The organism is Rhodomicrobium sp., from assembly GCF_047605405.1.
Taxonomy (GTDB): Bacteria; Pseudomonadota; Alphaproteobacteria; order Rhizobiales; family Rhodomicrobiaceae; genus Rhodomicrobium; species Rhodomicrobium lacus.
In genome coordinates, this window is sequence record NZ_JASGFR010000008.1 from 48,875 (window position 1) to 73,197 (window position 24,323).

The following is a 24,323-nucleotide window of genomic DNA, read 5'->3' on the forward strand; positions in this document are numbered from 1 at the left end:
GCGTATCGTGTTTTCCGGGGTGGATACGTCAGGCTTCGTCTCGCCAAGGACGCAATGTTCTCTCTTCCGCGCACATTCGAGTAGCTTTGCTTCAGCATGGTAAAATCAGCTTCTTCATAAAAACTCATGCTCTATCCCCACAATCAGAATGCCCTATGGGATGAATATAGGTAGTTTTGTTAACCACGCTTCGAGCCCAGAGGTGCGGCATGACGCAGCAGGCAATACCCTTCGGCCATTGGCCGTCCCCGATATCCGCCGAGGCGGTCGCGGCGGGCGCGCTTCGTTTCGGGCGCGTCGAAGCGCACGGCGGCGCCGTCTACTGGAGCGAAAGCCGTCCCGCCGAGAGGGGGCGCTCGCCCGTGCTGCGCTGGACGCCGGCGGGCGGCATCACCGAGCTTCTGCCCGCGCCATGGTCGGCCCGGTCGCGGGTGCATGAATATGGCGGCGGCGAGTTTACCGTGGCGGGTGGCGCGCTCTATTTCGTCAATGACGCCGATCAGGATCTTTACGCGGCTCGACTGACGGCGGCAGGGGCCGATGCGCCGCCGCGCCGCCTCACCGAACTGCCGGACACGCGCTTCGCCGACATGACGCTCGACGCAGGCCGCAATCGCCTCGTCGCGGTGGGGGAAACGCATCGCGGGAGCCAGACGCACGACGGCGTCGAACCCGCCAACGCGCTGTGGTCGATCCCGCTCGATGGAAGCGGGCCTCGCGTCCTCGTCGAAGGACATGACTTCTACGCGAGCCCACGCATCAGCCCCGACGGCTCGCTTCTGGCTTATCTCGCCTGGAACCTGCCCCACATGCCGTGGGACGCGGCAGAACTGTTCGTCGGGCATCTCGCCCCAGATGGCACGCTATCCGGCGTGGTGAAGGTGGCGGGCGGCGGCGGCACGGCCTGCTTCCAGCCGGAATGGACGGGCGAAGCGCTGCTCTTCGTTTGGGATGCTGACGGCACGGGCAACCTGTGGCGCTGGATGGAGGCGGCCGCGCCGGTGCAGATCACGCGGCTCGACGGAGATCTGTCCTTGCCGCTGTGGGTGTTCAATCAGGCGAGCTTTGCGCTTTCGGGCGACGGCAAGGCGCGGCTGTCGTTTGTCGACAAGGGCGAGACGCACGCGGCGCTGTTCGACCTGGAAACGGGAGGACTGACACCGCTTGCTTCGCCTTTTACCGCTGTGAACGCCGTATCTGTCGACGACGGTCTCACGGCGCTGATCGGCATGGCTGACGACGAGGCGCTTTGCATCGCGGTAGAGGCGGAAGAAGGCGGCGCACCGCACATTATCCGGCGCGGTTCCGCGCTCGCGATCATCCCCGGCTTCATCGCCCCACCGCAGCGCCTCGAAATTCCGAGCCCCTCCGGCCCCGTCTACGGCCTTTATTACCCGCCTGCCAACCCTGATGCGCGCGGTCCCGAGGGCGCGGCCCCGCCGCTCATCGTCAACCTGCACGGTGGACCGACCAGCGCCGCGCCGCGCGGGCTGAAGGCCAGGACGCTGTTCTTCACCTCGCGCGGGTTCGGCTGGCTGGATCTCGACTATTCGGGGAGCGTCGGCTATGGCCGCGCCTATCGCGACCGGCTCAATGGCGCGTGGGGTGTGGCCGACGTCGCGGATACGGTGGCGGCGGCGGAATACGCGGCGGCGAGCGGGCTGGCCGATCCCCGCGCGATCTTCGTAACGGGCGGCAGCGCGGGCGGCTTCACGGCGCTGATGGCGATTGCAACGTCGAACGTCTTTCGCGGCGCGGCGAGTTACTACGGCGTGGCCGACCTTATCGGCTTGCAGAAGACGACGCACAAGTTCGAGCAGGGATATCTCGAAACGCTGCTCGGTGCGACGGTGGAAGCCGACCCGCAGCTCTACCGCGCGCGGTCTGCGCTCACGCATGTCGACGCGATCAAGACGCCTCTCATCCTGTTTCAGGGCACGGAAGACAAGGTGGTGCCGAAGGCACAGTCGCTCGCCATCGCCGACGCGCTGCGGGCAAAGGGCGTCCGCGTCGCATATCACGAATTCGAGGGCGAGGGGCACGGCTTCCGGCGTGCAGAGACAATCCGCGAATGCCTCGACCTTGAACTGACCTTCTATTGCAGCTTGCTGACAGGCTGAGCGAAATCGCGTTTTCGGCGGGCGGAAACCGCTGGCCATCACCATTTATCGTCGATGGCATCGGCAAGAGACGAACGCGATGGATGCGCCTCGCCATCGGGCGCCGATGAAGCGCGACCTGAAAGCTTCAGCTTGAGCAGCCTTGGCACCGGCTGGCGCCGGCAACGTTTGCGATGAAGAGGCCATGAAAAGCCCGGCTGCCACCCGGGCCAACCCGCGCAGCAGATGCGCGAGACACAAAAAAAGCGACGCCCGAAGGCGCCGCTCTCTCATTCCGGAAGAAGCCGAAGCCTACTTCAGGGGCTCGTAGCCCGTGGAACCGAAGTGGTAGTTCAGGCCGACGCGGACCGTGTTGACGCCGAAGTCAAGATCCTTGTAGTTGCTGTTGCCGTCGAGTTCGAAGTTCAGGTACTGATATTCGATCTTGCCGGAGATATTCGGCGTGAACTTGTGCTCAAGACCACCGCCAACGACCCAGCCGGTTTCGGTCTCGTCTTTCGACCAACCGTTGCCCTTGACCTCAAAGCTGCCGTAAGCGAAACCGCCCGTGGCGTAGACGAGGCTGTTACCGAGGGCGTAACCAAGGCGACCACGAACGGTGCCGAAATAATCAAGGTTCGCTTCGTAGCTGTGCGCATCGTAACCGACGCCCGAACCCTGGATGTCGGCTTCAATACCGATCACGAGCGGGCTGGTGCCGAAAGCGCCCTGCCAGTTGTAGCCGATCTGACCGCCGCCGAAGCCGCCGTTGAAGTCGCCGTCGAACTTCGAGTCGGAATCGATATCGTCCCAGCCGTAGCCGCCGTTGATACCAGCGTAGAAGCCGGTCCAGGTCGCAACAGGAGCAACCACCGGGCCGTCCTTGTAACCGCCAGCCTGGCCGCGATAGAGGTCAGCCGAATTTGCAGAGGCAATAGCCACGACGCTGGCGAGCGTCAGGCCAGCGATGCCGGAAAGAAGTTTCATCTCAAGTTCCCCATCTAGTCTTCTGTGTTGTCAACGTATGAAAGCACACGTGACACCACCAGCCCTAGGCAGTGCCTGCGTTTCATTCGATAGGCGGATACTAGTCTCCGAGGCAGTGCGGCGCAACAAGCTACCGGCAAGGAGCCGGATGCTTGGCATGCCAAGCGTTTTTGCGCTGCGATAAAAAATATAACAATATTTTCAATTCGCTATCGATCCGTCTACGTTTAATTCGCGCATCGGTTTGGGTGGCATATAGGCAACAGGGGCGAGCAAAGCGCTCCTCAGGTTGAGGCCGGACGCACTCCAAATGCGAGAAAGGCGGTCATTTGCGCCACCTTTTGGTGTGTCCCGCGACTCAGACGAGCGCATCGGAAGCAAAAAATGGCCGTCTCGGTTTGCGCGCTCGAACACGACATTTCATCCCTTGCAATCCCTAGAGAAATCCGCCTTTTCCGGTCGCACGGCCCCGCCAAATAGATTATTCTCGCTCAAAATCGAGACGGAACGTCAGGCAGGGACGGGTTGATGGAACGGCGATATGCAGTGTGGGACGTGTTCACCAACTCGGCGCTATCGGGCAACCCGCTGGCCGTAGTCCTCGACTCGGGCGACCTCTCGGGCGAAGAGATGCAGGCCGTTGCGCGCGAGTTCAATCTCTCGGAAACCGTCTTCGTGTTGCCGCCTCGGCTGCCGGCCCATACCGCCTATGTGCGCATCTTCACCCCCGCCGCCGAACTTCCTTTTGCCGGTCATCCGACCGTCGGCGTGGCGATCCAGCTCGCCGACGACCGGATATCCGGGGCCGCGGCCGATTGCGATGCGCTCATCGTTCTGGAAGAAGAGATCGGAAGCATCCGGGTCGGTGTGGTCGGCAGACGGGGACGCGCGCCTTACGCGGAATTCGACGTGCCGAAATTGCCGGAGCTTTCCGGCGCGCCCGCCCATGACGACCGCATCGCGGCAGCGCTGGGTCTTGCTCCTGGCGAAATCGGCTTCGCCAATCACAAGCCGTCGCAATACGATGCGGGGACTCCATTCACCTTCGTCCCGGTGCGCGACCTCGAAGCGATCGGGCGCGCCCATATCGTGGCGCAGCATTGGGATGAAGCCTTCCACGGCTCGGGCGGCAAGGTTTACCTCTATTGCCGAGAGACCATTCAGCACAGCGCGGCATTTCATGCCCGCATGTTCTCGCCGTCATTGGGCGTGGCTGAAGACCCCGCGACCGGATCGGCGGCCGCAGCCTTCTCGGCGGTGATCCATCGTTTCGATATCCTGCCGGAGGGGACGTCCGAGTTCGCGATCGAACAAGGCATCGAGATGGGACGACCGAGCGAAATCAAGCTCGAAATCGAGATAGCGTCGCGCAAGCTCAAGCGCGTCCGCATCGGCGGGTTCGCCCGCCTCGTCATGCGCGGAAAGCTGTCCATATAGGCGCCAGCCTGGTTATCGGCCTGGCGGCATCGCTTGAATACGGACAATCTCTTCCAAACGCAGATCTAAAGCGTGGTGTCGCGTCTGACTAACGGCACGACGGCCTTGGCCGAACCGATGGTTGGAAGCCCGACTCCCGGGCACAAAAATAGCCGGGCGTGAACCCGGCTATTTTCGACTTGCCGCAACGGTACCTTTTAGGAAACCGCCGAAAGCTCTCGCAGTCCGTCGTCGTCCGACGCCGAAAACAGCAGCCGCACGTCCATATAACGGATGCGACCGGCGACTTTCGCCTTCTGAACGCCGAGATCGCTGAAGCGGCGTGTGAAGATCGGCAGGCCGAGCGGTTGCTTGCCCTTCGCCTCGCACCACTGGCAGTAGTCGTCGTAAAGCGCGAGCGCCGTCACGCTGGAGCCGTTCTCGCGGCCGACCCGTTCGTCGAAATAAAGCTCGACGTCCGTCTTGGGTTGAGCCGGTGTCAGATCCGCATCCTCATCGAAGGCCAGAGCGGGAAGGCGCTGTGTGGGCGCGAAGGCGGGCGCCGGCGCGACGACACGAACGGGTTCAGGCGCGGGCAGCCCCTTGACGTCGAATATCCGCCAATAGGAAAAGGCCGTGTAGAACCCGAGGCTTGCACCAAGCTCCACGAGAAGCGCGATCAGCACGGTCAACGCCGTCTGCACGTCTTCGGTCTTATACCCGGTAAGCCCCGCCAGCATCTGGCTCTGAGGATCGCTGGCTTTTGTCGCCGCCTCCGAAGTCAGGTCGCCGAGTTCCGTGCGCAATTGCGTAACTTTCGCGTCGAGCTTGTCGGCTTGCTCCGCAACCGCAAGCTCTGCCTTCAACTTGAAGTAGCTCTCGCAATAGGTCATGCTTTTCGTCGCGGTCGCATTCGCGCATTCGCCGCTCGATATCCAGCGGCCATTCTGCTTGAACGCCTCGATTTCACCCGCAACGGTACCGGACGGGCGGTGCTCGGGCAAGGCAGCCAGCGCGGTGCGCGCGCGTTCGAGATCGGACCGAAGATCCGCATGCGTCTCGACCTTCAGCACGCGCTGGCTCGTCGTGTCAGCGCGATTAAGCGCGGCAAAACCGAGCGATGACGAAAGCGAATAGGAAAAGCACACGACGAACAGCAGTGCGCCGCCAAGCGCCTGACTGTAACTGCGGTTGCGCAGCGCCGCGAAGATAAAGAACGGCAGCAGTGCCTTGAAGCAGTCGGCAGCAGCGCTCGCCCCGCCATAAAGCTGCGACTCGAACTCGGACTTGCCGAGCGTATATCCGAATTTCCAGTTCATTGCTGCGGAGACGATGAGAAGAATCGCCGCCGCCATAACGCCTGCTACACCGAGTACGTGTCTCATGCCTTGCCCCCATATGGGGCGCCGCTCCGCTGGCGGCGCCATTGCAAGGGGGCCAGCGAATTCTGTCGGTCTGACGTGATACAATATCCCGGGTGGCACGCCCCGCAAAGACGCGCCGACAAGACCCGGCAGAAGTCACATGTCCGTGTGCGCTCGCGCTGAGCCGGAACGAGACTCTCTCGTCAAGGCTGCGTTCCGCCGCTGGTCCGCAGTCTTTTCCGGCGCAAGATCAAGCGCTTATTAGGCCCCCGACATCAGCTTTAGTGATTCGTGAAGTGTTAAGCGAGGATTAATTTCGCTGCACAAGATCTGGTGGACATGTTGAAGCTCTGAACCTTTATGTTGATTTCCACACGCCGTTCACTGAATTTTGCCGAGAAGTAACAAAATAGGTTGCGATGTGCGGCGCCGCAACCGAAGATTAGATTTACCGTATCAGGATCGAATTCCCGGAGCCCTTGTTGACCCCGTAGCCGACTGGCAACTTGCGTCGAGGAGTTTATGGAATGCGCCCACTTGTCCTGCTCCTTTGCAGCGTGGCGGCGTTGATCGGGCTGCCGATGCTGGCGGATCAGTTCCGCGCGGGCCCTCCGAGAGCGCTCAGAACCGCAGACTTGTCGAAGTCGCCTGATAAAACGCGCGCCGCACCCCCGACATTGAAGAACGCTGCGGCGGAGCAGAGAGCGAATGAGCGTTCAGAACAACGCCCGGAGACGGCCTCCGCTCCGACCGGTCCGCTTCCTGTAAAATTGAGCGATGCGGCTGCTGTATTGCCGGTGCCGAACACGCGACCCGAACTGATCGAGGCGATCGGCAAGGAACTCTCGCGGCTTGGCCTTTATCAGGGGCCGATCTCGAAAGTTTGGACGAAAAACATGCGCACAGCTGTGCGGCGTTTCAACGGAGCGAAGGCACCCCAGCCGACATCAGCTCTTCTTTCTGCCTTGCAGGCCGTGAAGCGCGACGAGAAATCAGTCAATGCGCCTCCATCGCTCAACGCGCAAACGGTCGCGATCACGGTAGCGAAGATCGCCGACGCCCGCACGAGCGACGAGATCGCGACCGGGTCCCATCTCCGATCCGGCGGTTATCCTCCGTCTTCGGCAGGCATACGCTCTCATTCTGATCAGGCGACGCGCGGCCATGCGCTCGCACAGCGCGGCCGTTCGTCGAAAAGAGAACTGCGCGCGAGCGCAGCCAGAACGAAGCGTGCACCCATTCCGCGCGCTTCCCGGCCGGTGCCTAAAACGAAAAGCATGTTTGCGAATGCCAGCTTTTCCTGGCCCGGCTTGTAGACGCCTTTCGAGCTTTCATCAGGACAATCATCCGGTCGCGACGGCGCTTTGTTGCCCCGACGGCGCCTGACTGAAAAAATGCGCCGGAACACGGGGCGCATTCCACCGCGATCAGATGTCCAGCGCTTCAGGCTCGGCGAAGGCGGCGCGGTCCTGAATGAAACGGAAGCGCGCTTCCGGCTTGTTGCCCATCAGTTGCTCGACGACCTCAGCGGCCGCCGCCTCTTCAGACTTCGCATCGATGCCGGTCAGATCGCCATCGCGGCCCGCAATCTCGACGCGCAGCATCATGCGCTTCTTCCGGTCCATCGTCGTCTCTTTCAACTGGGCGGGCATCATCTCGCCGAGGCCCTTGAAGCGGCTGACTTCGAGCTTGCCGCGTCCATTGAAAAGGGTGCGCTTCAATTCCGCTAGGTGCGCATCGTCGCGTGCATAAGCCGTCTTGCCACCCTGGCTGATACGGTAAAGAGGGGGAACCGCGAGGAAAAGATGGCCGTTGCGGATCAGATCCGGCATCTGCCGATAGAAAAACGTAATCAGCAGCGACGCGATATGCGCGCCGTCGACATCGGCGTCGGTCATGATGATGACGCGGTCGTAACGAAGGTCGGCGTCGTTGTAGTGCTTGCCGGTTCCACAGCCGAGCGCGAGCGTCAGGTCCGAAAGAAGCTGGTTCTGGGCGAGCTTGTCGCGCGAGGCGCTGGCGACGTTCAGGATCTTGCCGCGTAACGGCAGGATGGCTTGAGTGGCGCGGTCGCGCGCCTGTTTCGCGGAACCGCCGGCCGAGTCGCCTTCGACGATGAAGATTTCGGTGTCGTCCTTCGCATTCTTCGAGCAGTCCGCGAGCTTGCCGGGCAACCTGAGCCTGCGCGTCGCCTTCTGCCGCTGCGTTTCCTTCTCGCGTTTCTTCCTGAGACGGTCTTCCGCGCGCTCGATGACGAACTCCAGAAGGCCGTTCGCCTGCTGGGGCGATGCGGTCAGCCAATGATCGAACGCATCCTTGACGGTGTTTTCGACAATGCGCGCGGCCTCTGCGGTAGACAGCCTGTCCTTCGTCTGCCCCTGAAATTCCGGCTCGCGGATGAAGACCGAAAGCATCGCGCCCGAGGCGACGAAAACGTCGTCCGCCGTGATTTGCGCGGCACGCTTGTTGTTCGTGAGTTCGCCATACGCACGCAGAGACTTCGTGAGCGCCGCCCGCAAGCCCTGCTCGTGCGTGCCGCCTTCGGGTGTCGGCACGGTGTTGCAATACGACTGCATGAAGCCGTCATCGTCTGCGATCCAGGCAATGGCCCACTCGACGCTGCCATGTCCGCCTTCCTTCTGAACGCGGCCCGAAAACACATCCTTCGTAACCGTGGTCAGCTTCTCGATGCGAGAGGACAGGAAGTCTCGCAGGCCGCCGGGGAAATGAAAGACGGCCTTCTCTGGAACATCCGCATCGCCCTTCAAAAGCTCCGGCGCGCAGCTCCAGCGGATTTCAACGCCGCCGAAGAGATAGGCCTTCGCGCGTGCCATCTTGAAAATACGGATGGGACGGAACGTGGACCGTTCCTTGAAGATCTCGGGGTCGGGGTGGAAACGGACAGTCGTGCCACGCCGGTTCCTCACAGCGCCGACTTCTTCCAGCTTCGAGGTCGGCAGGCCGCGCGCGAAGGTCTGGCGGTAAAGCTTGCCGTTTCGCGCGACCTCGACTTCGAGCTTCTCGGCAAGCGCGTTCACGACCGAGATGCCGACACCGTGCAGGCCGCCGCTTGTGGAATAAACCTTCGAGTTGAACTTTCCGCCCGAATGCAGCGTGGTCATGATGACTTCGAGCGCAGACTTGCCCGGATATTTCGGATGCGGGTCGATCGGGATGCCGCGCCCGTTATCCACGACCGAAAGCGTGCCATCGGCGTCGAGCGCTACCTCGATGAAGCTCGCATGCCCGGCCACGGCCTCGTCCATGGCGTTGTCGATCACCTCCGCGAAGAGGTGATGCATCGCCTTCTCATCGGTGCCGCCGATATACATGCCGGGGCGCCGACGCACCGGCTCCAGCCCTTCCAGCACCTCGATGTCGGCTGCGGTGTAGCTTTCGGCAGGCGCAACGCCACGCGCCACGCTCCCGGCCGCCCTCGGCTTTTCCGTCTCGCCGCCTTCGCCGAAAAGATCGCGTGTCGCCGCTGCGCTGTGCTTGGTCATCCTTCTCCCCTTCCGGCGCGCCGACAAAGCGCCGCGAATCCCAACCGGATGCGAGGATGGAAAGTTGCAAGCTGCGACCGATTTGGCAAGGGGCAGGCGCAAGCGACCGGGGGAAGTCGAGGACAAACGACAACCTCGGATGGCCCATTTTGGTCCTTAAGGGCGGATGAGGCTTCGCGCCCCCCCCCCGGCTTTCGGTACCGGGTGCCGTCGCATTTAATGTTTCTTAGCCATGTCGGCCATCTTCCCGATACGTCGGATACGCCGCCGTTGCACGGCGACGGTGACTTCCCCTATCAATCAGTATAGTCGCAGAACGCTTGCAGATGATGCCGAAAGAAACGGCACACCTGTTACACAGTCCGACAATAACGCTCTGCATCCCTTCCCCGTAAACACTGCTTCGTTTCAAGAGGTGACATGGGCACCGATCTCGAAATCTTGCGACCGCGGGGTCGCGGACGCCCCACTCTCTATAACACGGCTTACTGCGACCGGGTGCTGGAACTCGCAGCCGAGGGCTGCTGCAAGGCCGAAATCGCCGCCGCGCTCCATGTGAGCGTGAAGACGCTCACCGCCTGGACCAAGGCACATGAGGAGTTTCGCGACGCGATGACCCGGGCCAAGGAACTCGAATATGCATGGTGGCTCGCCGCCGGTCGCAAGGGCCAGTTCATGCGAACGTGGAACGCTGGCGGCTGGGCGCTTCAGATGCGAAACCGCTTCCGCAAGCGCTTCCGCGACAAGCTTCCGCCGCTGCGTGAGGAAAACCCGGAGGACAGCGTGAATGCCGAGCAACTTCGCGACGAAATGGAGCGCAAGCTTTCTCGCATCGCTGACGCCGGAGCGGCGAGCGGAATTCCTCTCGCAACTGACGCCAACGGAGCTGAAAAGCCTCCGGTTTGATTGGGCCTTCTGGGCAAGGCCCGAACAACGCGAGCCATCCGGCGACTGGCATACCTGGCTCATTCTCGCCGGGCGCGGTGCCGGCAAGACGCGCACCGGCGCCGAATGGGTGCGCGCATGCGTCTGCGGGCCGACGCCGCTCTCGGGCGGACGATATTCGCGCGTGGCACTGGTGGCCGAGACGGCAGCAGACGCGCGCGACGTGATCGTGGAAGGGCCGAGCGGCCTTCTTCCCATCCATCCGCGCGGCTTTCGCCCGAAATTCGAGCCGTCCAAGCGTCGGCTGACCTGGCCGAACGGCGCGGTCGCGATGCTCTACAATGCGACGGAGCCGGATCAGTTGCGCGGGCCTCAGCACGACGCGGCGTGGTGCGACGAACTCGCGAAGTGGCGTTATGCACGCGAAACCTGGGATATGTTGCAGTTCGGCCTCCGGCTCGGCCATGACCCCCGTCAGATTGTGACCACGACGCCACGCCCCATTGCAATTATTCGCGAATTTCTCGCCAAAGAGGGGCATGGCGTCGTCTTGACGCGCGGCAGCACATATGACAATCGCGCCAATCTGGCGCAAAATTACTTTAATACGATTGTGAAAAGTTACGAAGGTTCAAGACTTGGGAGGCAGGAAATCAATGCAGAACTCCTGGACGACGTTGCTGACGCTCTTTGGACGCGATCTATGTTGGATCGGCACCGCGTTGCTCGGGGAGCTTCGCTTCCCCGGCTTGACCGTGTTGTGGTGGGGATCGACCCCGCGGCACGCCCAAGCGGGGCGGGTGATAAGACTTCAGAAACTGGGATTGTCGTCTGTGGCCTCGGCGAAGACGGTCGCGGTTACGTCCTTGACGATCTCTCCAACCGACAAGGACCAATGGGCTGGGCTCAAAAAGCGGTCGCAGGCTTCGACAGGTACGAAGCGGACGCCGTGGTGGTCGAGATAAACCAGGGCGGCGCGATGGTGGAGACGGTGCTGCGCGCGGTGCGCGGCGGGCTGCCGATCCGGGCGGTTCGCGCGAGCCGCGGCAAGACCGTGCGAGCCGAGCCCATCGCTGCGCTTTATGCGCAGGGCCGCGTGAGCCATGTTGGCGCGTTGCCGACACTCGAAGATCAGATGGTGCAGTTCACGCCCTTCGGCATCGAGGGCGACGGCGCGGCCGACCGCGTCGATGCGCTGGTGTGGGCGCTGGCCGACCTGTTCCCGCGGATGATCCGCCCGGTGCCCGACGCCGCGACGTGGAACGAAGAGCGCGGTGGCGGCGTAAGCTGGCTTACTTGAGTACTTCACCTCAACTGCGCAACCAGTTTTCGCACAGAAGCCCGTCGATGCGGACGAACTCGCGTTCATTGGCGGTTACCAGCGTGCAGCCAAGTGTGAGAGCGTGAGCGGCGATGAAGAGATCGTTGTTTCCGATCAACTGGCCTTCCCGTTCAAGATTTGAGCGAAGCGCGGCATAGGTTGTATCGGCGGGTGCCTCGAAAGGCAGGATATCAATCGTCGCGAGAACAAGATTTAACTGCCGGGTGAGCTGGAGCGAATTTCGTTTGGCGGCTCCGTAACGCGCTTCGCACGCGACAAGGATGCTGGTGCAGACATTCGTCTGCCCGACTTGGCGAATCCGCTTCCGGACGAGACCCTTCGGATTCCGAACGAGATCCGAAACGATGTTCGTATCGAGAAGATACTGCATCAGAAATCGACTGGTTCCGGAGGCAGATCCTCAATCTCGGGAAACTCATCCTCGACCGGCTCAAGCGTATCGAGGAGTTCCAGAAGAGAGAGTTTCCGCATCGGCTCGATGATGAGCTTGTCGCCTTCCTTGCGCATGATCGCCTCGTCTCCCGGCAACTCGAATTCGCGCGGGATGCGGACGGCCTGATTGCGCCCGTTTTTGAAAAGTTTGACCTGACGCTCCATTTTACCCTCAGACATATGCCAGTAGCATATGCCAAACGTCGTTGAACTGCAAGCGCGCGTCACCGCCACAAAGAGGTTCCCTTGCCCCACATCGACATCGTTCGGGAGGCGCGGGAGCGCCTCGCAGCCGCATGGCTGCAGGATCGCGAGAACCGCGAAGATGCGTTCACCGATCTGAAGTTCCTCGCGGGCGACCAGTGGCCCGCCGCAGTGCGCCAGCAACGCGAGGCGCAGAGCCGCCCGTGTCTCACCATCAACCGCCTGCCGCAGTTCGTGCATCAAGTCGCCAACAGCGTGCGCATGAACCCGCCGCAGATCAAGGCCATCCCCGCGGGCGGCGCGGCGACGGAAGCGCTGGCGGAGATCTATTCCGGCCTGTTCCGGCATATCCAGTATCGCTCGAACGCGACGCACGTCTTCGCGCACGCGGTCTATTACGCGGTCGCGTGCGGCATCGGCCATTTCCGCCTCGCGACCGATTATGTGGACGACAACGCCTTCGAGCAGGAAATCCTGATCAAGCGCATCCAGCATCCGCTTTCGGTGTTCTGGGACCCGGCGGCCATGGAGCCGAGCCGCGCCGATGCCGATTACTGCCTCGTGTCGGAGATGATCGGCCGCAAAGAATTCGAGGCGCGCTTCCCCCATGCGGCCCCCGTCGACTTCGACACGCCCGCCGATGGCAGCGCGGAAAGCGGCCTGTTCTGGGCAAGCCGCGATGGCGTGCGCGTCTGCGAATACTGGGTGAAGCGGCCCGTCGAGCGCGCCATCGCAAGGCTCGCGCGCGGCGAGACAGTGGACATCACCGAGGTCGACCCGGCGGAGCTGCCGCGGCTCGGCATCGTCGCTACGCGCAAGGTTCGCTCGCACAAGGTGGAGCGCTGGCTGCTTTCGGGCAGCGAGGTACTCGAAGGACCGAACGCCTGGGCCGGGCGCACCATCCCGATTTTTCCGGTGATCGGCGCGGAAACCGCGCTCGAGACGAAAACCGTCCGCAGCGGCCTCATACGCGCCGCGCGCGACCCGCAGCAGCTCTATAATTTCTGGCGTTCGGCGGCGGCAGAAGCCATCGCGCTCGCGCCGCGTTCGCCGTTCCTCGCAACGCCAGCCATGATCGCAAAATTCAAGGGCCAGTGGGACACGCAGAACAGTGTCGCGCGCCCCTATCTTCTCTACGAGCCGGACCCCGATGCACCGGGCAGCCGCCCGATGCGCGAGCCGCCGCCGGACGTACCGACCGCGCTGACGCAGGAAAGCGCCATCGCCGCCGACGAGATGAAGGCGACGACGGGCATCTACGACGCAGCGCTCGGCGCGCGGTCGAACGAGATTTCCGGCGTGGCCATTCGGGCGCGTGAAAATCAGGGCGGCAACGCGGCGCTGCACTATCAGGATAACCTGATGGCGACGCTTCATCATCTCGGCAAGGCGCTGATCGACCTCGTGCCGAAGATTTACGACAGCGAGCGGACGCTTCGCATCATGCGAGAGGACGACAGCCAGGAGCCCGTGCACATCAATGCCGCCGTGATGGGCGTCGACGGCAAGCCCATGCTGCTGAACGACCTTTCGCAAGGCGTCTACGACGTCCGCGTGAAGATAGGACCGGCCTACGCCACGCGACGCTCGGAGGCTGCCGACGCGATGCTTCAGTTCATCCGCGCCGTGCCGCAGGCGGCGGGCATCGCGGGCGACCTCGTCGCGAAGACCATGGACTGGCCGGGCGCCGACGAAATCGCGGCGCGGCTGAAACGCACGCTGCCCCCGCAGGTTACAGGAGAGGCTGCATCGCCCGAAGTTCGGGCCGCGCAGGCGCGCCAACAGGCGCTCGCCGAAGCCGAACTCGCCCGCGCCCAGAGCCTCGCCGCCAAGTCCGGCGCGGATGCCGCCAAGGCCGAGGCCGTCGCTCAGCAGGCCGCGCTCGACGCCGCGAAGGCCGAGGCAGAACTCAAGGCGAGCGGCATGGCTCCCGCAGGCCCCGCCGCCCGCTAGTTTCTTCCATCAGCAAAAGGACCGCGCATGACCATCCCCGGCGATACCCCGTCGGCGGACGAAGCCGCCCTGGCTTTTTCCGCCCTTCAAGACGATGCGAGCGAGGCCCCAGAAAGAGGCGGCGCCGCACGGCGCAAAGGCGCGCCCGGAAAGGCACGCGTCGAACGGCTCATCCGCGACAAGGAAGTCGCCGACGCCCTCGCTCAAACGAGCGCGGCTCAGGCGGAGGCGCTTCGCCAGCGGTTGCAGAACGCGGGGCGCCCGCAGGATTACCGCACGCCCGAAGACTACACCCGCGCCGTGGCCGAGCAGGCCGTGCGCGAGGTCGGCGCGGAGATTCTCGCCCGGCAGGCCGAGCAGGCTCGCGAGATCGCGGCTCGCGCCGCTTACGACGCCTGGGGCGAAGCGACCGCCGCATTCCGTGAAAAGGTCCCGGACTTCGACGAGGTGGCACACAATCCGAACCTAGCCGTCACGCCGATCATGGCGGAGGCGATCCGCGAAACGCCGCGAGGCGCGGAGATCGCCTATTATCTCGGCAAGAATCCCGGCGAGGCCGCGCGCATCGCGGCGCTTCCGCCCGTCAGTCAGGTGATGGCAATCGCGCGGCTCGAAACCCGGCTCGACACTGCGCAAGCCGCAGTCAGCCGTGCGCCCGAGCCGATCGGCGCGCTCACCGGGCGCGGCGGCAATGCGGGCAAGCCGCTCGACCAAATGACGTTCGACGAATACCGCCGCGCGCGCGGCTACTGACGAATCCAACGGCAATCGGCCCTTTTTCGAGCCCGCTTCACGGCGCGGAACGGACAGGCGCGCCTCCCTCAATCCAAGGAGCCTCCCCGCATGGCCTCTACCCTTCTCACGCCGAGCCTCATCGCCAAAGAAAGCCTGATGCAGCTCGACAATAACCTCGTCGCCGCGAAAATGGTGTATCGCGCCTACGAGGCCGAATTCGGTGAAACGAAAAGCGGCGACACGCTCACCATCCGCAAGCCGGTGAAATACGCCGTCCGCTCCGGCTCCGTCGCGCAGATGCAGGACGCGACCGAAGGCAAGGTGCAGATCAAGGTCGACACGCAGCGCGGCGTCGACCTGCGCTTCCCGACGAAAGACCTGACGCTGTCCATCGACCGTTTCGCCGAGCGCTATCTTAAGCATCCGATGATCGCGCTGGCAAACCAGGTCGATCTCGATGTGCTCTCTCTCTACAAGGCGGTATGGAACTGGGTCGGCACGCCGGGAAAAACGCTCGACGGCTACAGGTCGTTCATCGCCGCGCCGCAACGCCTCGATGAAATGGCGGTGCCGACCCCGCGCACGGCGTGCCTCTCCCCCGCCGATTTCTACGGCATGGCGTCGAGCTTCACGAGCCTGCATGTGCCGGACGTGGCGAAGACCGCGCTTGAGAAGTCGCGCCTTCCGCTCGTCGGCAAAACCGACTGTTACGCCTCGCAGAATGTCGTCAGCTACACCGTCGGCAATCACGCGGGCACGCCGGTGATCTCGGCCACCGCCTCGGCAAACGGCGTCACGAATACGGGCGTCACGACGTGGCTCGCCGCGAAGGACTCGGACGAGACGGCGATCCTCGTGGACGGGCTGACGCCGGGCGCCACGCTCAATGCGGGCGACGTCTTCACCCTCGCGGGCGTTTCCGCCGTGAACCCTGTCACGAAGCAGGTTCTGCCCTATCTCCAGCAGTTCGTCGTGAAGGCGCCCGTAACGGCAACCGGCAACGCCGACGCGCTTACGATCTCGCCCGCGATCATCGTATCCGGCCAGTATCAGACCGTGAGCGCGGCGCCTGCGGCTAACGCGGCGCTGACATTCGCGGGAACGGCGGGCGCCAATTATCCGCAGAACCTCGTCTTTCATGAGAACGCCTTCGCGCTCTGCATGGTGCCGATGGAACTGCCCGAGGGGGCCAGCAAGAAGGCGCGGCAGAGCTACAACGGGCTCTCGATCCGCGTCATCTGCGACTACGACATCGTCAACGACATCAACATGTGGCGGCTCGACATCCTTTACGGCGTGAAGCCGATCTACCCCGACCTCGCCACGCGCCTTTCCGGGTCGGCGGCGTAAGCCGCGAGCGTCAGCAACCGGGCACAGCCCCGGCAGACCGCGCACCACTTGTCCAGAACCGAGGAGCCATTCCATGCCCGTTCGCCATCTCTCCGACGGCAATCCCGACGGCACCGTGCTCGGCCAGAGCCCGAGCGACCTCATCTCGTTTTACAACGCCACGCCCACGCCGCAGCGCTCCGGCTCCGCACAGGCCGCGGTGCCCGCGACCGCGCCGACCAACGCCGCACCTTACGGCTTCAGCGAGGCGCAGGCACAAGCGATCGTCACCCTTCTGAACGAGATCCGCGCGACGCTCGTCGGGCTGGGCCTGATGAAGGGCTCGTGATGCACGCCGACACACGGCTCTGGATGTACCGGAAGGGCGAAGCTCGCCTTTTCGGTGCCGCGGGCGAGGTGCCGCGCGAGGAAGGCTGGCAGCGATTTCCCGTCCTCGACGTCGGGGACGCTGAAGACGTGTCGCCCAAGGGGGGCACGCCCGATGCCGAAGCCCTCGAAACCATGTCCCGCCGACGCATGCTTGAACTTGCAGGCGATTGCGGTCTGAAGGTCGAGCCGGGCTGGACGAAAGCCCGTCTCAGGCAAGCGCTCGGCGAGGTTCTCCATGACTACGGCGCGTGACGTCATCACCGGCGCGTATCGGCGGCTGGGTCTCCTGCCGCTCGGCGCGAACCTCGATCCGGCGCGCGCCGTCGCCGGGCTGCAAGCCTACGGTGGCATGCTCGCCGCATGGGCCGCCGATGGCATCGTCGCGGGCAACGTGACGCCGGAGACCGCCGACCTCGACGACGATTTCCCGCTTCCGCCTTGTTTCGTGGAAGGGGCGAAGGCACTGCTCGCGGTCGAATTGGCGAGCGAAAGCGGCATCGAGGCGCAACCCTCGATCCAGAGCCGTGCGAAGAAGGCTTACGCGGCCATGCTCGCCGCCTTCGTAGCCGCGCCTGAGGCATCGCAAGACCGGGCGCTCACCGCGCTCCCGAGCCAGCGCCGCTAGTCCGGCTGGTGCCGCTCCGATTGGCGCGCAACGCGGAGCGTTTCAACAAAGCGAAGGGGCGGACCTGCCCCGTCCCTCGATACCGGCTCCGGCGCTCCAGAAGCGCGACCTCACCTCCCTCGCTCGAAACGCTCTCACCCCTCCAACCGCAGAAGCGCTCAACGCTCCCGGAGGAATGTCATGGTTTCCGTCGAATTCGGCCACACATCGAACAAAGGCGCAAGCGGCGTCGTGTCGAACCAGCGCCTCCTCAACGGCTACGCCGAGGCAATGGGGCAAGCGGCAAAGGCCTCGCTTCCGGTCTATGCGGTGCCAGGCACAAGGCGCTTCGACCGGGGTGAGACCGGCCTGAACGGCCCCTGCCGTGGGATGCTTTACGTCTACGGCAAGGGGCTTTACGTGATCGCGGGCACGCGTGCGGCGCTATTCGATGACGCAGGCAATGCTACGGTGGTCTCGGGCGAGATCGCGGGCAGTTCCATGGTCGTCATGGCCGCGAACCAGGAGACGAACCCGCAGATCGGCATCGTCGCCGACGGGGTCTATTCCGTGCTCGACACCGCGGCGAACGCCATCGCCGCCCCCGATATCACGACGCTTCCCGCGCCGAACGGCGTAACTTTCCTGGACGGCTATCTCGTCTTCTCGATTGCCGACGGGCGCATCTTTCACACCGCGCTGAACGACGCGGTGACAGTCAATGCCCTGTCATTCGCGACCACCGCGAGCCGCTCGGATGGACTTCGCCGAATCGTCACGCACCGGGGCGCCCTCATCGCGCTCGGCGAGGCGAGCCTGGAAATCTGGGAAAACGCAGGCACCACGCCGTTCGCCTTCGCGCCGATCCGCGCCGATATCGACATCGGCTGCATCGCGGAGCACACGGCCGCAAGCGTCGGGGACTCGCTCCTCTTCGTGGACCATAACGGCGTCGTCCGGCAACTCACCGGGTCGGAGCCGCAGCGCATCTCCACACACGCCATCGAGCGCGCCATCGCCGCGCTGTCGTGGGACGAGCGGCGCGCGCTTTATGCCGTCTACACGCATTTCAACGGCCATGACTTCTATGCCGTCACGAGCCCCTACTGGACGTTCGAGTTCGACCTCGCCACGGGGCTTTGGCACGAGCGGGCGAGCGGCGAACTCGATCACTGGACGGCGCGTGGGCATGCCTCTTTCAACGGCAAGGTGGTGATCGGTTCGGGCGTAGACGCGAGCCTTCACGTGCTCGACGATGCGTCCTACACGGCAAGCGGCCAACCTTATCTCTTTCTTGCGCAGTCGGCACCGCTGCATGCCTTCCCGAGCGGCCTTATCGTCGACCAGCTCGACGTCGACATCATTCCGGGAGTCGGCATGACGAGCAACGACGAGGACACCGCCGACCCTAAGCTGATGCTCGACTGGTCGGACGATGGCGGCGCCACCTGGACCGGCGGGCGTGTCGCCTCCCTCGGCCGCGTGGGCGAACTTTTTACGGTAGCGAGTTTCCATCAGCTCGGCGCGGCGCCCCGCGGCGGTCGAACGTTTCGCCTCGCATCGTCGTCGCCGGTCATGCGCGGCATCCTCTCGGCAAAAGCGCGCGTGCGCGCCATCGCACCGTGAGGACCACATCATGACCGGAAAGGACAACCTGTTCAGTCCGTTCGGCTTTTCGGTCGATCGCAAGGGCCGCGTCGACAACAACACGCGCGCCTTTCTCTCGAAGTTCAAGGCACGCACCGGCCCAGCCATCGCGGATCTGGAAAGCGACGCATCGTGGACCGAGATCGCGGCCACGGCAAATGCGCTCATCCGCGAATTTGTGGCGCAAGGCTGGACTGAAAAAGGCTTCGATGCGAACGAAACGGCCTATGCGAGCGCCGTCCGCGCCGTGACCATGATCCCCGCCGCAACCGAGTTCGCTTATGCGCCATATGAAGTTTTGCGCGATCAGGTCACGGCGGGCACTGAATATGTGGCGACGGAAAACGCCTTCAGCATTTATGAGCGCGACATGTGGCTCCTCGCCCATGCCGCCGCAAACAGGGCCGGGCGCATCGGCGGCGCGGCGTGCGACTGGGCCACTTCGCTCCATCTGATGCAAAGCCAGTTGCCGAATGTCGGCCTCGTGAACCTTTTCGTTTCGTGGTACGGCACCGATCTGCGCGCGGGCGAATGCATGCTCGTGCCCGGCGTCACGCGCGCGAGCTTCGAGACCATGCCGCATCGCTGGAGTTGCGCGGGCACGTCGCGCGGCGAGGCGCGTATCGTCTCGCAGGTGGACGGCAACGCGGCTTTCGGCGGCACGCCGGACGACACATCGCTGATCGCCTGCATCAAGGATCTGAAGGCGCGCAAGCTCGAAGTCGCTTTCACGCCGTTCATTCTGATGGACATTCCGGCGGGCAACGCGCTGCCGGACCCGCTTCGGGGCGGGGCGGGTCAACCGGCCTATCCATGGCGCGGACGCATCACGAAGGCTTACGCCACCGCGGACAGGTCGGCCGAGGTCGAGGCGGAAGTCGCAGCATTCGTCAGGCAGTATCGCGCCTTCGTCTTGCATTATGCGCAGCTTTGCGCGGATGCGGGCGGCGTGGACATCTTCCTGCTCGGCACGGAGCTTCGCGGCCTGACGTGGCTTCGCGGCGCGGAAGGCGGCTATCCTTTCGTGACGGCGCTGAAGCAACTGGCGGCGGACGTGAAGGCGGTTCTGCCGGGGGCGAGGCTCTCTTACGCCGCGGACTGGTCCGAATGGTTCGGCCATCAGCCGCCTGACGGCACGGGCGATGCTGTCTTTCATCTCGATCCGCTGTGGACGGACCCGAACATAGACGCCATCGCCTTCGATAATTACTGGCCACTGTCGGACTGGCGAGACGGCACGCCGAACATGGACCGCGCGCTGAAGGAAGACGGCACGCTGACGGCCATCACCGATTACGACTATCTGATGGGCAACATCAGAGGCGGTGAGGGCTACGACTGGTACTACGCGAGCACCGCCGACCGCGACGCCCAGATGCGTTCGCCGATCACCGACGGCGGCTACCACAAGCCCTGGATCTATCGCTACAAGGACATATGGGGCTGGTGGGCGAACCCGCATTACGACCGCCTCGGCGGCATCGAAGCGAAGGAACCGACGGCCTGGGTGCCGCGCTCCAAGCCGTTCTGGTTCACCGAACTCGGCTGCCCCTCAATCGACAAGGGATCGAACCAGCCGAACGTGTTCCACGATCCGAAATCGGCGGAAAGCGCCCTGCCTCATCACTCGACCGGCCAGCCGGACAACCTCATCCAGCGCCGCTACCTCCATTCGATGCTGCGCTTCTTCGACGAGACCGACGCCGCGTTCGAGGAGGCGAACAACCCGCAAAGCACCGTCTATGACGGTCGCATGGTCGATGTGTCACGCATCATGATCTACACATGGGACGCGCGGCCCTATCCGTACTTTCCGCTGTTCTGGTGGGTCTGGAGCGACGCCGCGAACTGGGCTTACGGCCACTGGATCGCGGGCAAGCTTTCAACCTACGCCTTGCCGACGGAGCTTGACAGCATGGCCAAGACGACGACCTACGCGCCGCGCCACCCCTATATCGTGGACCCGGCGACGGGCAAGCTCGACAAGCAGTATGCGGATTTCTTCCAGAGCATCGAGTTCGTGAAGGGGAGCGCGATCGCGAACGTGCCGCTCGAACCGACCGCCTCTGAGGCAGCCGCCGCGATCAATTCGTTACTCGCGGTGCTCCGCGCGCAGAACAGGCTCGCCACATGAGCGGCGTCGTTCGACAGGCGAGCGAGGCCGATGCCGCCCGTTTCGTGGAACTGGCCTTGCTGTTTTATGCCGAGGAAGGCGCACGGCGCGCCGATCCGCGCGCGCTCGCCCATTTCGCCTTCGCGCAAATTTTCGAGCGAGACCGGGTGCTGCTGGCGGCGAAAGAGCCTGCGGTGGCCGTCCTCGCGGGCATGATCGCGCCGCACTACCTCACGGGCGAGCCGACCGCGTTCAAAACCGCCTGGTACGCGCAGCCCGGCGCGCGAGGCTACGGCGCATCTCTTCTGCGCGCCTTCGAAGCATGGGCGATTGAAAAGGGCGCGACGCGGCTCCTCGTTGCAGGGCGGATGCCCCGCACTCTCACGCTGCTCGAACGGCTTCGGTTTCAGCCCCTCGAAACAGTCTACGCAAAGGATCTTCCATGGCAGAAGCAGCAGTAACGGCCCTCCTCGGCGGCGCGACTTCGGCGGCGGCCTCCTATCTCGGCGCACAGACGACGGCGAAGGCCGCGAAAGAGGCAGCCGCACTTCAACAGAAGCGCTACGAACAGGCGGTGAGCTATCAGGAGCCCTATCTGACGGCGGGCACGAACGCGCTGGCACTCTACAACAATGCGACAGGCGCGAACGGATCGGATGCGCAATCAACGTATTACGAGAGTTTCAAGACCGATCCCGGCTTCACCGCAAGCGTGGATTACGGGTTGAGCAGGATCGAGGCATCCGCGGCGGCGAACGGCATGGGGCTTTCCGGCAACACGCTCGCCGCGCTTCAGGACTACTCGCAGAAGTCGCTTTCGGATGCCTATCAGACCCGCCTGAACAATCTCTACAAGACGGCGACACTCGGCGCGAACGCGGCGAATGCGTTGACAAGCGCAGCCACGTCGAGCGCCTCGTCGACAAGCGGCGCGCTGCTCTCGGCGGCGTCGACCGAGGCGGCTGCCTTGACGAGCGCTGTCAATGCACTGACCGGCTCCGCCAAAAACCTCGCCTCCTATTATTACGGCTCCTGATCCCCCTCCCCGATCCGCTGCCGTCCGGATCATCGATCCGACGTGCATCGAACCAACAGGGGCATCGCATGTGATCGGCGGGCGCGCGCCCCTCGCCCTGCCCCTCTTCCGGTGAAGCCGGGGAAGGGAACGGTCACATCGCGAACGATCCGAACCAGATGAGAAGCGATGCGAAGCCCGCGAGGCCAAGCCCGACATGAGAGTAAAGCAACGCGACGCCGCCCTGCTTCGACCTTTGGGCGACGATCGGGGCGACGAAGCCCGAGAAAAGCGATAACGCGAACAGTCCCGCCGCTGCCGTGCCGAATTGTCCGACCGCCGCCGTCCCGCTCGGCGCCGCGCCCCGGATGAGAATCGCAACCTGCTCCAGTCCCGCCATGCCGAGAAGAATATGCGCGCCGAGAACAAGTTTCGCGGGGCGCCTGCGCTTCAGGAAAAGTGCGAACAGATACACCCCGAGCGCGGCGGCTGCGGTGGTAATCGTCAGGATGACGAAAGGAATAAATTCCGGCGACATCAGCTCCCCCTCCAGCCTGACGCGAGGCTTATCCTCGACTTCGACCAATTCCAGTTTCTTTGGAACCGCTCTGGCTCGAACGTGTCTTTACCATCGAACGCGGCGCTCGTTCGTCCGTCAACCCGAAGATTGTCTCCAACGGGCATAGCGGGCGTCGTCCTCGGCGGGTGCGGACGGCCGCGTTCATCGCATCCCGCTTCAGGAAGAAACGAACTGGAGCAAGCAATGAATTTTCGTTACGGCCCGTGGGCCCGCACCTTCCATTGGATCATCGCACTTCTTGTTTTCTTCATGCTCGCGCTTGGCGCTTACATGACAAAGGGCATCGCCCCTGACGACCCGATACGCGGCCAGCTTTACAGCCTTCACAAGGCGACCGGCGCGCTCATTCTTTTTCTGGTGCTGATACGCCTCCTCGTGCGCTTCAACAATGCCCCTCCGGTCCTGGACGATCAGCCGGCGCTGATACGGGTCGGCTCTCGGTTGAACCATTACGCGCTCTATCTCATGCTTATCGCGCAGCCTCTGATCGGTATTTTCCTCTCCCAGGCTGCGGACCGGCCGGTGAGCTTCTACGGACTGTTCACGCTTCCCAAACTCATCGCCCCGCAGCCCAAGCCCGTGGTAGAAAACCTCGCCGCCGCGCACCAGATCGGCGCGGGCATCCTCGTCTTGCTGATCGGACTGCACATCGCGGGCGCGCTGTATCACTGGCTCATCAAACAGGACGGTGTCATGCGCCGCATGGCCTGGTGGTAAACGCTTCCGGGCGGGCGATGACATCGTGCTCGTTCTTTCGTTGCCGCATCGCGCCGGTCCGTGACAGCGAAGATGATATCCGTCAAGGTGATGCCGCGAATGCAAGATTCGCGAACATCACGGACATGAGCGACACGGCATGACCACCGAATCCCCGGATCAAACCCTGCTTCTCACCGTCGATGACGGTATCGCCCGAATTACGATCAACCGTCCCGAGGCGCGTAACGCTTTCACGTTCGAGATGTACGAGAAACTCGCGGAAGCGTGCGAGACCGCAAATGCGGATTCGTCGGTTCGGGCGCTGATCATCACGGGCGCAGGCGACAAGGCGTTTTCCGCCGGAACCGACATCTCGCTGTTTCGCGCGTTCCAGAAGCCGGAAGACGCCATCGGCTACGAAAGCTTCATGGAGCGCGTGCTTTCGGCCATCGAAACCTGCCGCGTTCCGACGATCGCAGCCATCGCGGGCGCATGTACCGGAGGCGGCGGCGCGATCGCTGCATGCTGCGATCTGCGCATCGGCACAGCCAACGCGAAGTTCGGCATTCCCATCGCGCGCACGCTCGGAAACTGCCTCTCGGTCGCCAACCTGGCGCGGCTCTCGGCCTTGATCGGCATCGCCCGGGTCAAGCACATGATCCTCACCGCGCGGCTGATCGAGGCGGATGAAGCGTTCACCATCGGCCTTTTGAACGAGGTCGTTCCCGACCGCGCCGCCCTGGATGCGCGCGCGACGCAGCTTGCCGCTGAAATCGCGAGCTTCGCGCCGCTCACGCTTCGCGCTACGAAGGAAGGCTTGCGGCGCGTTCAGGCGATGAAGCATCACGTCGACGACCAGGATCTGATCCTCATGTGCTACATGAGCGAGGACTTTCGCGAAGGGATGGCGGCGTTTCTCGCAAAGCGCAAACCGGACTGGAGCGGCCGGTAGGTCTTTCTGCAGGCGCAATGCCCGTTCGTGCTTTCATCGTCGTGCCCGGCCTGACGACGCGCAGGCCGGGATCA

Annotated in this window: 23 protein-coding genes; 17 read left to right on the forward strand and 6 right to left on the reverse strand. The window is 63.6% G+C overall.

Annotation, left to right across the window (positions count from 1 at the left end):
• Nucleotides 1-209 precede the first annotated feature (209 nt).
• Nucleotides 210-2,120, forward strand: a complete 1,911-nt coding sequence (locus QM659_RS05105) for a S9 family peptidase (protein WP_415187604.1) — start codon at nucleotides 210-212, stop codon at nucleotides 2,118-2,120.
• Nucleotides 2,121-2,411: 291 nt separating this feature from the next.
• Here the strand turns inward: QM659_RS05105 and QM659_RS05110 are convergent, their stop codons facing one another.
• Nucleotides 2,412-3,086, reverse strand: coding sequence for an outer membrane protein (locus tag QM659_RS05110; protein WP_415187605.1), 675 nt, complete (start codon nucleotides 3,084-3,086; stop codon nucleotides 2,412-2,414).
• A gap of 528 nt (nucleotides 3,087-3,614) precedes the next feature.
• On the opposite strand from QM659_RS05110, the gene QM659_RS05115 reads away from it, so the two are divergent.
• The gene (locus tag QM659_RS05115; protein WP_415187606.1) at nucleotides 3,615-4,523 is read left to right on the forward strand and encodes a PhzF family phenazine biosynthesis protein; all 909 of its coding nucleotides are present in this window, start codon (nucleotides 3,615-3,617) and stop codon (nucleotides 4,521-4,523) included.
• A 197-nt stretch (nucleotides 4,524-4,720) separates the two neighbouring features.
• Here the strand turns inward: QM659_RS05115 and QM659_RS05120 are convergent, their stop codons facing one another.
• The gene (locus QM659_RS05120; protein ID WP_415187607.1) at nucleotides 4,721-5,887 is read right to left on the reverse strand and encodes a hypothetical protein; all 1,167 of its coding nucleotides are present in this window, start codon (nucleotides 5,885-5,887) and stop codon (nucleotides 4,721-4,723) included.
• Between the two features lie 506 nt (nucleotides 5,888-6,393).
• Here QM659_RS05120 and QM659_RS05125 point away from each other — a divergent pair.
• Nucleotides 6,394-7,182, forward strand: coding sequence for a hypothetical protein (locus tag QM659_RS05125; protein WP_415187608.1), 789 nt, complete (start codon nucleotides 6,394-6,396; stop codon nucleotides 7,180-7,182).
• A 111-nt stretch (nucleotides 7,183-7,293) separates the two neighbouring features.
• Here the strand turns inward: QM659_RS05125 and parE are convergent, their stop codons facing one another.
• Nucleotides 7,294-9,369 (reverse strand): DNA topoisomerase IV subunit B, encoded by a 2,076-nt coding sequence (gene parE, locus QM659_RS05130; RefSeq protein ID WP_415187609.1) that lies wholly within the window; start codon nucleotides 9,367-9,369, stop codon nucleotides 7,294-7,296.
• A gap of 420 nt (nucleotides 9,370-9,789) precedes the next feature.
• On the opposite strand from parE, the gene QM659_RS05135 reads away from it, so the two are divergent.
• Nucleotides 9,790-10,275 carry a hypothetical protein gene (locus QM659_RS05135; RefSeq protein ID WP_415187610.1) on the forward strand — a complete coding sequence of 162 codons (486 nt, stop codon included), beginning with the start codon at nucleotides 9,790-9,792 and terminating at the stop codon, nucleotides 10,273-10,275.
• Nucleotides 10,157-11,554, forward strand: a complete 1,398-nt coding sequence (locus QM659_RS05140) for a DNA-packaging protein (protein ID WP_415187611.1) — start codon at nucleotides 10,157-10,159, stop codon at nucleotides 11,552-11,554. Before QM659_RS05135 ends, QM659_RS05140 begins: the two co-directional genes overlap by 119 nt.
• Nucleotides 11,555-11,564: 10 nt before the next feature.
• Here QM659_RS05140 and QM659_RS05145 read toward each other — a convergent pair whose 3' ends face one another.
• The gene (locus tag QM659_RS05145) at nucleotides 11,565-11,966 is read right to left on the reverse strand and encodes a type II toxin-antitoxin system VapC family toxin (RefSeq protein ID WP_415187612.1); all 402 of its coding nucleotides are present in this window, start codon (nucleotides 11,964-11,966) and stop codon (nucleotides 11,565-11,567) included.
• Complete coding sequence (locus QM659_RS05150) at nucleotides 11,966-12,193, reverse strand: antitoxin (RefSeq protein WP_303482039.1); 228 nt, start codon at nucleotides 12,191-12,193, stop codon at nucleotides 11,966-11,968. Before QM659_RS05150 ends, QM659_RS05145 begins: the two co-directional genes overlap by 1 nt.
• An 81-nt stretch (nucleotides 12,194-12,274) precedes the next feature.
• Between QM659_RS05150 and QM659_RS05155 the strand changes: the two genes are divergently transcribed.
• The 10 genes from QM659_RS05155 to QM659_RS05200 all read left to right on the forward strand — a co-directional run bounded on the left by QM659_RS05155 (nucleotide 12,275) and on the right by QM659_RS05200 (nucleotide 22,039).
• Nucleotides 12,275-14,185: a portal protein gene (locus QM659_RS05155; RefSeq protein WP_415187613.1), complete on the forward strand. Its 1,911-nt coding sequence runs from the start codon at nucleotides 12,275-12,277 to the stop codon at nucleotides 14,183-14,185.
• 27 nt (nucleotides 14,186-14,212) lie between these two features.
• Nucleotides 14,213-14,938 carry a hypothetical protein gene (locus QM659_RS05160; RefSeq protein ID WP_415187614.1) on the forward strand — a complete coding sequence of 242 codons (726 nt, stop codon included), beginning with the start codon at nucleotides 14,213-14,215 and terminating at the stop codon, nucleotides 14,936-14,938.
• Between the two features lie 90 nt (nucleotides 14,939-15,028).
• Complete coding sequence (locus QM659_RS05165; RefSeq protein WP_415187615.1) at nucleotides 15,029-16,270, forward strand: P22 phage major capsid protein family protein; 1,242 nt, start codon at nucleotides 15,029-15,031, stop codon at nucleotides 16,268-16,270.
• A gap of 73 nt (nucleotides 16,271-16,343) precedes the next feature.
• Nucleotides 16,344-16,598 carry a hypothetical protein gene (locus QM659_RS05170; RefSeq protein ID WP_415187616.1) on the forward strand — a complete coding sequence of 85 codons (255 nt, stop codon included), beginning with the start codon at nucleotides 16,344-16,346 and terminating at the stop codon, nucleotides 16,596-16,598.
• The gene (locus QM659_RS05175; RefSeq protein WP_415187617.1) at nucleotides 16,598-16,891 is read left to right on the forward strand and encodes a hypothetical protein; all 294 of its coding nucleotides are present in this window, start codon (nucleotides 16,598-16,600) and stop codon (nucleotides 16,889-16,891) included. The genes QM659_RS05170 and QM659_RS05175 overlap by 1 nt, the downstream gene beginning before the upstream one ends.
• The gene (locus QM659_RS05180; protein ID WP_415187618.1) at nucleotides 16,875-17,264 is read left to right on the forward strand and encodes a hypothetical protein; all 390 of its coding nucleotides are present in this window, start codon (nucleotides 16,875-16,877) and stop codon (nucleotides 17,262-17,264) included. Before QM659_RS05175 ends, QM659_RS05180 begins: the two co-directional genes overlap by 17 nt.
• Nucleotides 17,265-17,444: 180 nt before the next feature.
• Nucleotides 17,445-18,869 (forward strand): hypothetical protein, encoded by a 1,425-nt coding sequence (locus QM659_RS05185; protein WP_415187619.1) that lies wholly within the window; start codon nucleotides 17,445-17,447, stop codon nucleotides 18,867-18,869.
• A gap of 10 nt (nucleotides 18,870-18,879) precedes the next feature.
• Nucleotides 18,880-21,024, forward strand: a complete 2,145-nt coding sequence (locus tag QM659_RS05190) for a baseplate megatron protein TIM-barrel domain-containing protein (RefSeq protein WP_415187620.1) — start codon at nucleotides 18,880-18,882, stop codon at nucleotides 21,022-21,024.
• Nucleotides 21,021-21,464: a hypothetical protein gene (locus QM659_RS05195; RefSeq protein ID WP_415187621.1), complete on the forward strand. Its 444-nt coding sequence runs from the start codon at nucleotides 21,021-21,023 to the stop codon at nucleotides 21,462-21,464. Before QM659_RS05190 ends, QM659_RS05195 begins: the two co-directional genes overlap by 4 nt.
• Entirely contained in the window at nucleotides 21,446-22,039 is a 594-nt protein-coding gene (locus QM659_RS05200) for a hypothetical protein (RefSeq protein WP_303482066.1), read from the forward strand. Before QM659_RS05195 ends, QM659_RS05200 begins: the two co-directional genes overlap by 19 nt.
• A gap of 133 nt (nucleotides 22,040-22,172) precedes the next feature.
• Here the strand turns inward: QM659_RS05200 and QM659_RS05205 are convergent, their stop codons facing one another.
• Entirely contained in the window at nucleotides 22,173-22,556 is a 384-nt protein-coding gene (locus QM659_RS05205; protein WP_127076626.1) for a hypothetical protein, read from the reverse strand.
• 225 nt (nucleotides 22,557-22,781) lie between these two features.
• On the opposite strand from QM659_RS05205, the gene QM659_RS05210 reads away from it, so the two are divergent.
• On the forward strand, nucleotides 22,782-23,315 hold the full coding sequence (locus QM659_RS05210) for a cytochrome b (RefSeq protein ID WP_415187622.1): 534 nt from the start codon (nucleotides 22,782-22,784) through the stop codon (nucleotides 23,313-23,315).
• 139 nt (nucleotides 23,316-23,454) lie between these two features.
• Nucleotides 23,455-24,249, forward strand: coding sequence for an enoyl-CoA hydratase/isomerase family protein (locus QM659_RS05215; protein ID WP_127076628.1), 795 nt, complete (start codon nucleotides 23,455-23,457; stop codon nucleotides 24,247-24,249).
• The last annotated feature ends 74 nt before the right edge of the window (nucleotides 24,250-24,323 follow it).

Bases quoted from the DNA above. Each gene is read 5' to 3' on its own strand.
- QM659_RS05175 (WP_415187617.1), top strand. From the start codon at position 16,598: ATGCACGCCGACACACGGCTCTGGATGTACCGGAAGGGCGAAGCTCGC.
- QM659_RS05190 (WP_415187620.1), top strand. From the start codon at position 18,880: ATGACCGGAAAGGACAACCTGTTCAGTCCGTTCGGCTTTTCGGTCGAT.
- QM659_RS05160 (WP_415187614.1), top strand. From the start codon at position 14,213: ATGACCATCCCCGGCGATACCCCGTCGGCGGACGAAGCCGCCCTGGCT.
- QM659_RS05145 (WP_415187612.1), bottom strand. From the start codon at position 11,966: ATGCAGTATCTTCTCGATACGAACATCGTTTCGGATCTCGTTCGGAAT.
- QM659_RS05135 (WP_415187610.1), top strand. From the start codon at position 9,790: ATGGGCACCGATCTCGAAATCTTGCGACCGCGGGGTCGCGGACGCCCC.
- QM659_RS05165 (WP_415187615.1), top strand. From the start codon at position 15,029: ATGGCCTCTACCCTTCTCACGCCGAGCCTCATCGCCAAAGAAAGCCTG.
- QM659_RS05115 (WP_415187606.1), top strand. From the start codon at position 3,615: ATGGAACGGCGATATGCAGTGTGGGACGTGTTCACCAACTCGGCGCTA.
- QM659_RS05215 (WP_127076628.1), top strand. From the start codon at position 23,455: ATGACCACCGAATCCCCGGATCAAACCCTGCTTCTCACCGTCGATGAC.
- QM659_RS05170 (WP_415187616.1), top strand. From the start codon at position 16,344: ATGCCCGTTCGCCATCTCTCCGACGGCAATCCCGACGGCACCGTGCTC.
- QM659_RS05105 (WP_415187604.1), top strand. From the start codon at position 210: ATGACGCAGCAGGCAATACCCTTCGGCCATTGGCCGTCCCCGATATCC.
- QM659_RS05180 (WP_415187618.1), top strand. From the start codon at position 16,875: ATGACTACGGCGCGTGACGTCATCACCGGCGCGTATCGGCGGCTGGGT.
- QM659_RS05205 (WP_127076626.1), bottom strand. From the start codon at position 22,556: ATGTCGCCGGAATTTATTCCTTTCGTCATCCTGACGATTACCACCGCA.
- QM659_RS05195 (WP_415187621.1), top strand. From the start codon at position 21,021: ATGAGCGGCGTCGTTCGACAGGCGAGCGAGGCCGATGCCGCCCGTTTC.
- parE (WP_415187609.1), bottom strand. From the start codon at position 9,369: ATGACCAAGCACAGCGCAGCGGCGACACGCGATCTTTTCGGCGAAGGC.
- QM659_RS05200 (WP_303482066.1), top strand. From the start codon at position 21,446: ATGGCAGAAGCAGCAGTAACGGCCCTCCTCGGCGGCGCGACTTCGGCG.
- QM659_RS05120 (WP_415187607.1), bottom strand. From the start codon at position 5,887: ATGAGACACGTACTCGGTGTAGCAGGCGTTATGGCGGCGGCGATTCTT.
- QM659_RS05185 (WP_415187619.1), top strand. From the start codon at position 17,445: ATGGTTTCCGTCGAATTCGGCCACACATCGAACAAAGGCGCAAGCGGC.
- QM659_RS05140 (WP_415187611.1), top strand. From the start codon at position 10,157: ATGCCGAGCAACTTCGCGACGAAATGGAGCGCAAGCTTTCTCGCATCG.
- QM659_RS05125 (WP_415187608.1), top strand. From the start codon at position 6,394: ATGCGCCCACTTGTCCTGCTCCTTTGCAGCGTGGCGGCGTTGATCGGG.
- QM659_RS05210 (WP_415187622.1), top strand. From the start codon at position 22,782: ATGAATTTTCGTTACGGCCCGTGGGCCCGCACCTTCCATTGGATCATC.
- QM659_RS05110 (WP_415187605.1), bottom strand. From the start codon at position 3,086: ATGAAACTTCTTTCCGGCATCGCTGGCCTGACGCTCGCCAGCGTCGTG.
- QM659_RS05150 (WP_303482039.1), bottom strand. From the start codon at position 12,193: ATGGAGCGTCAGGTCAAACTTTTCAAAAACGGGCGCAATCAGGCCGTC.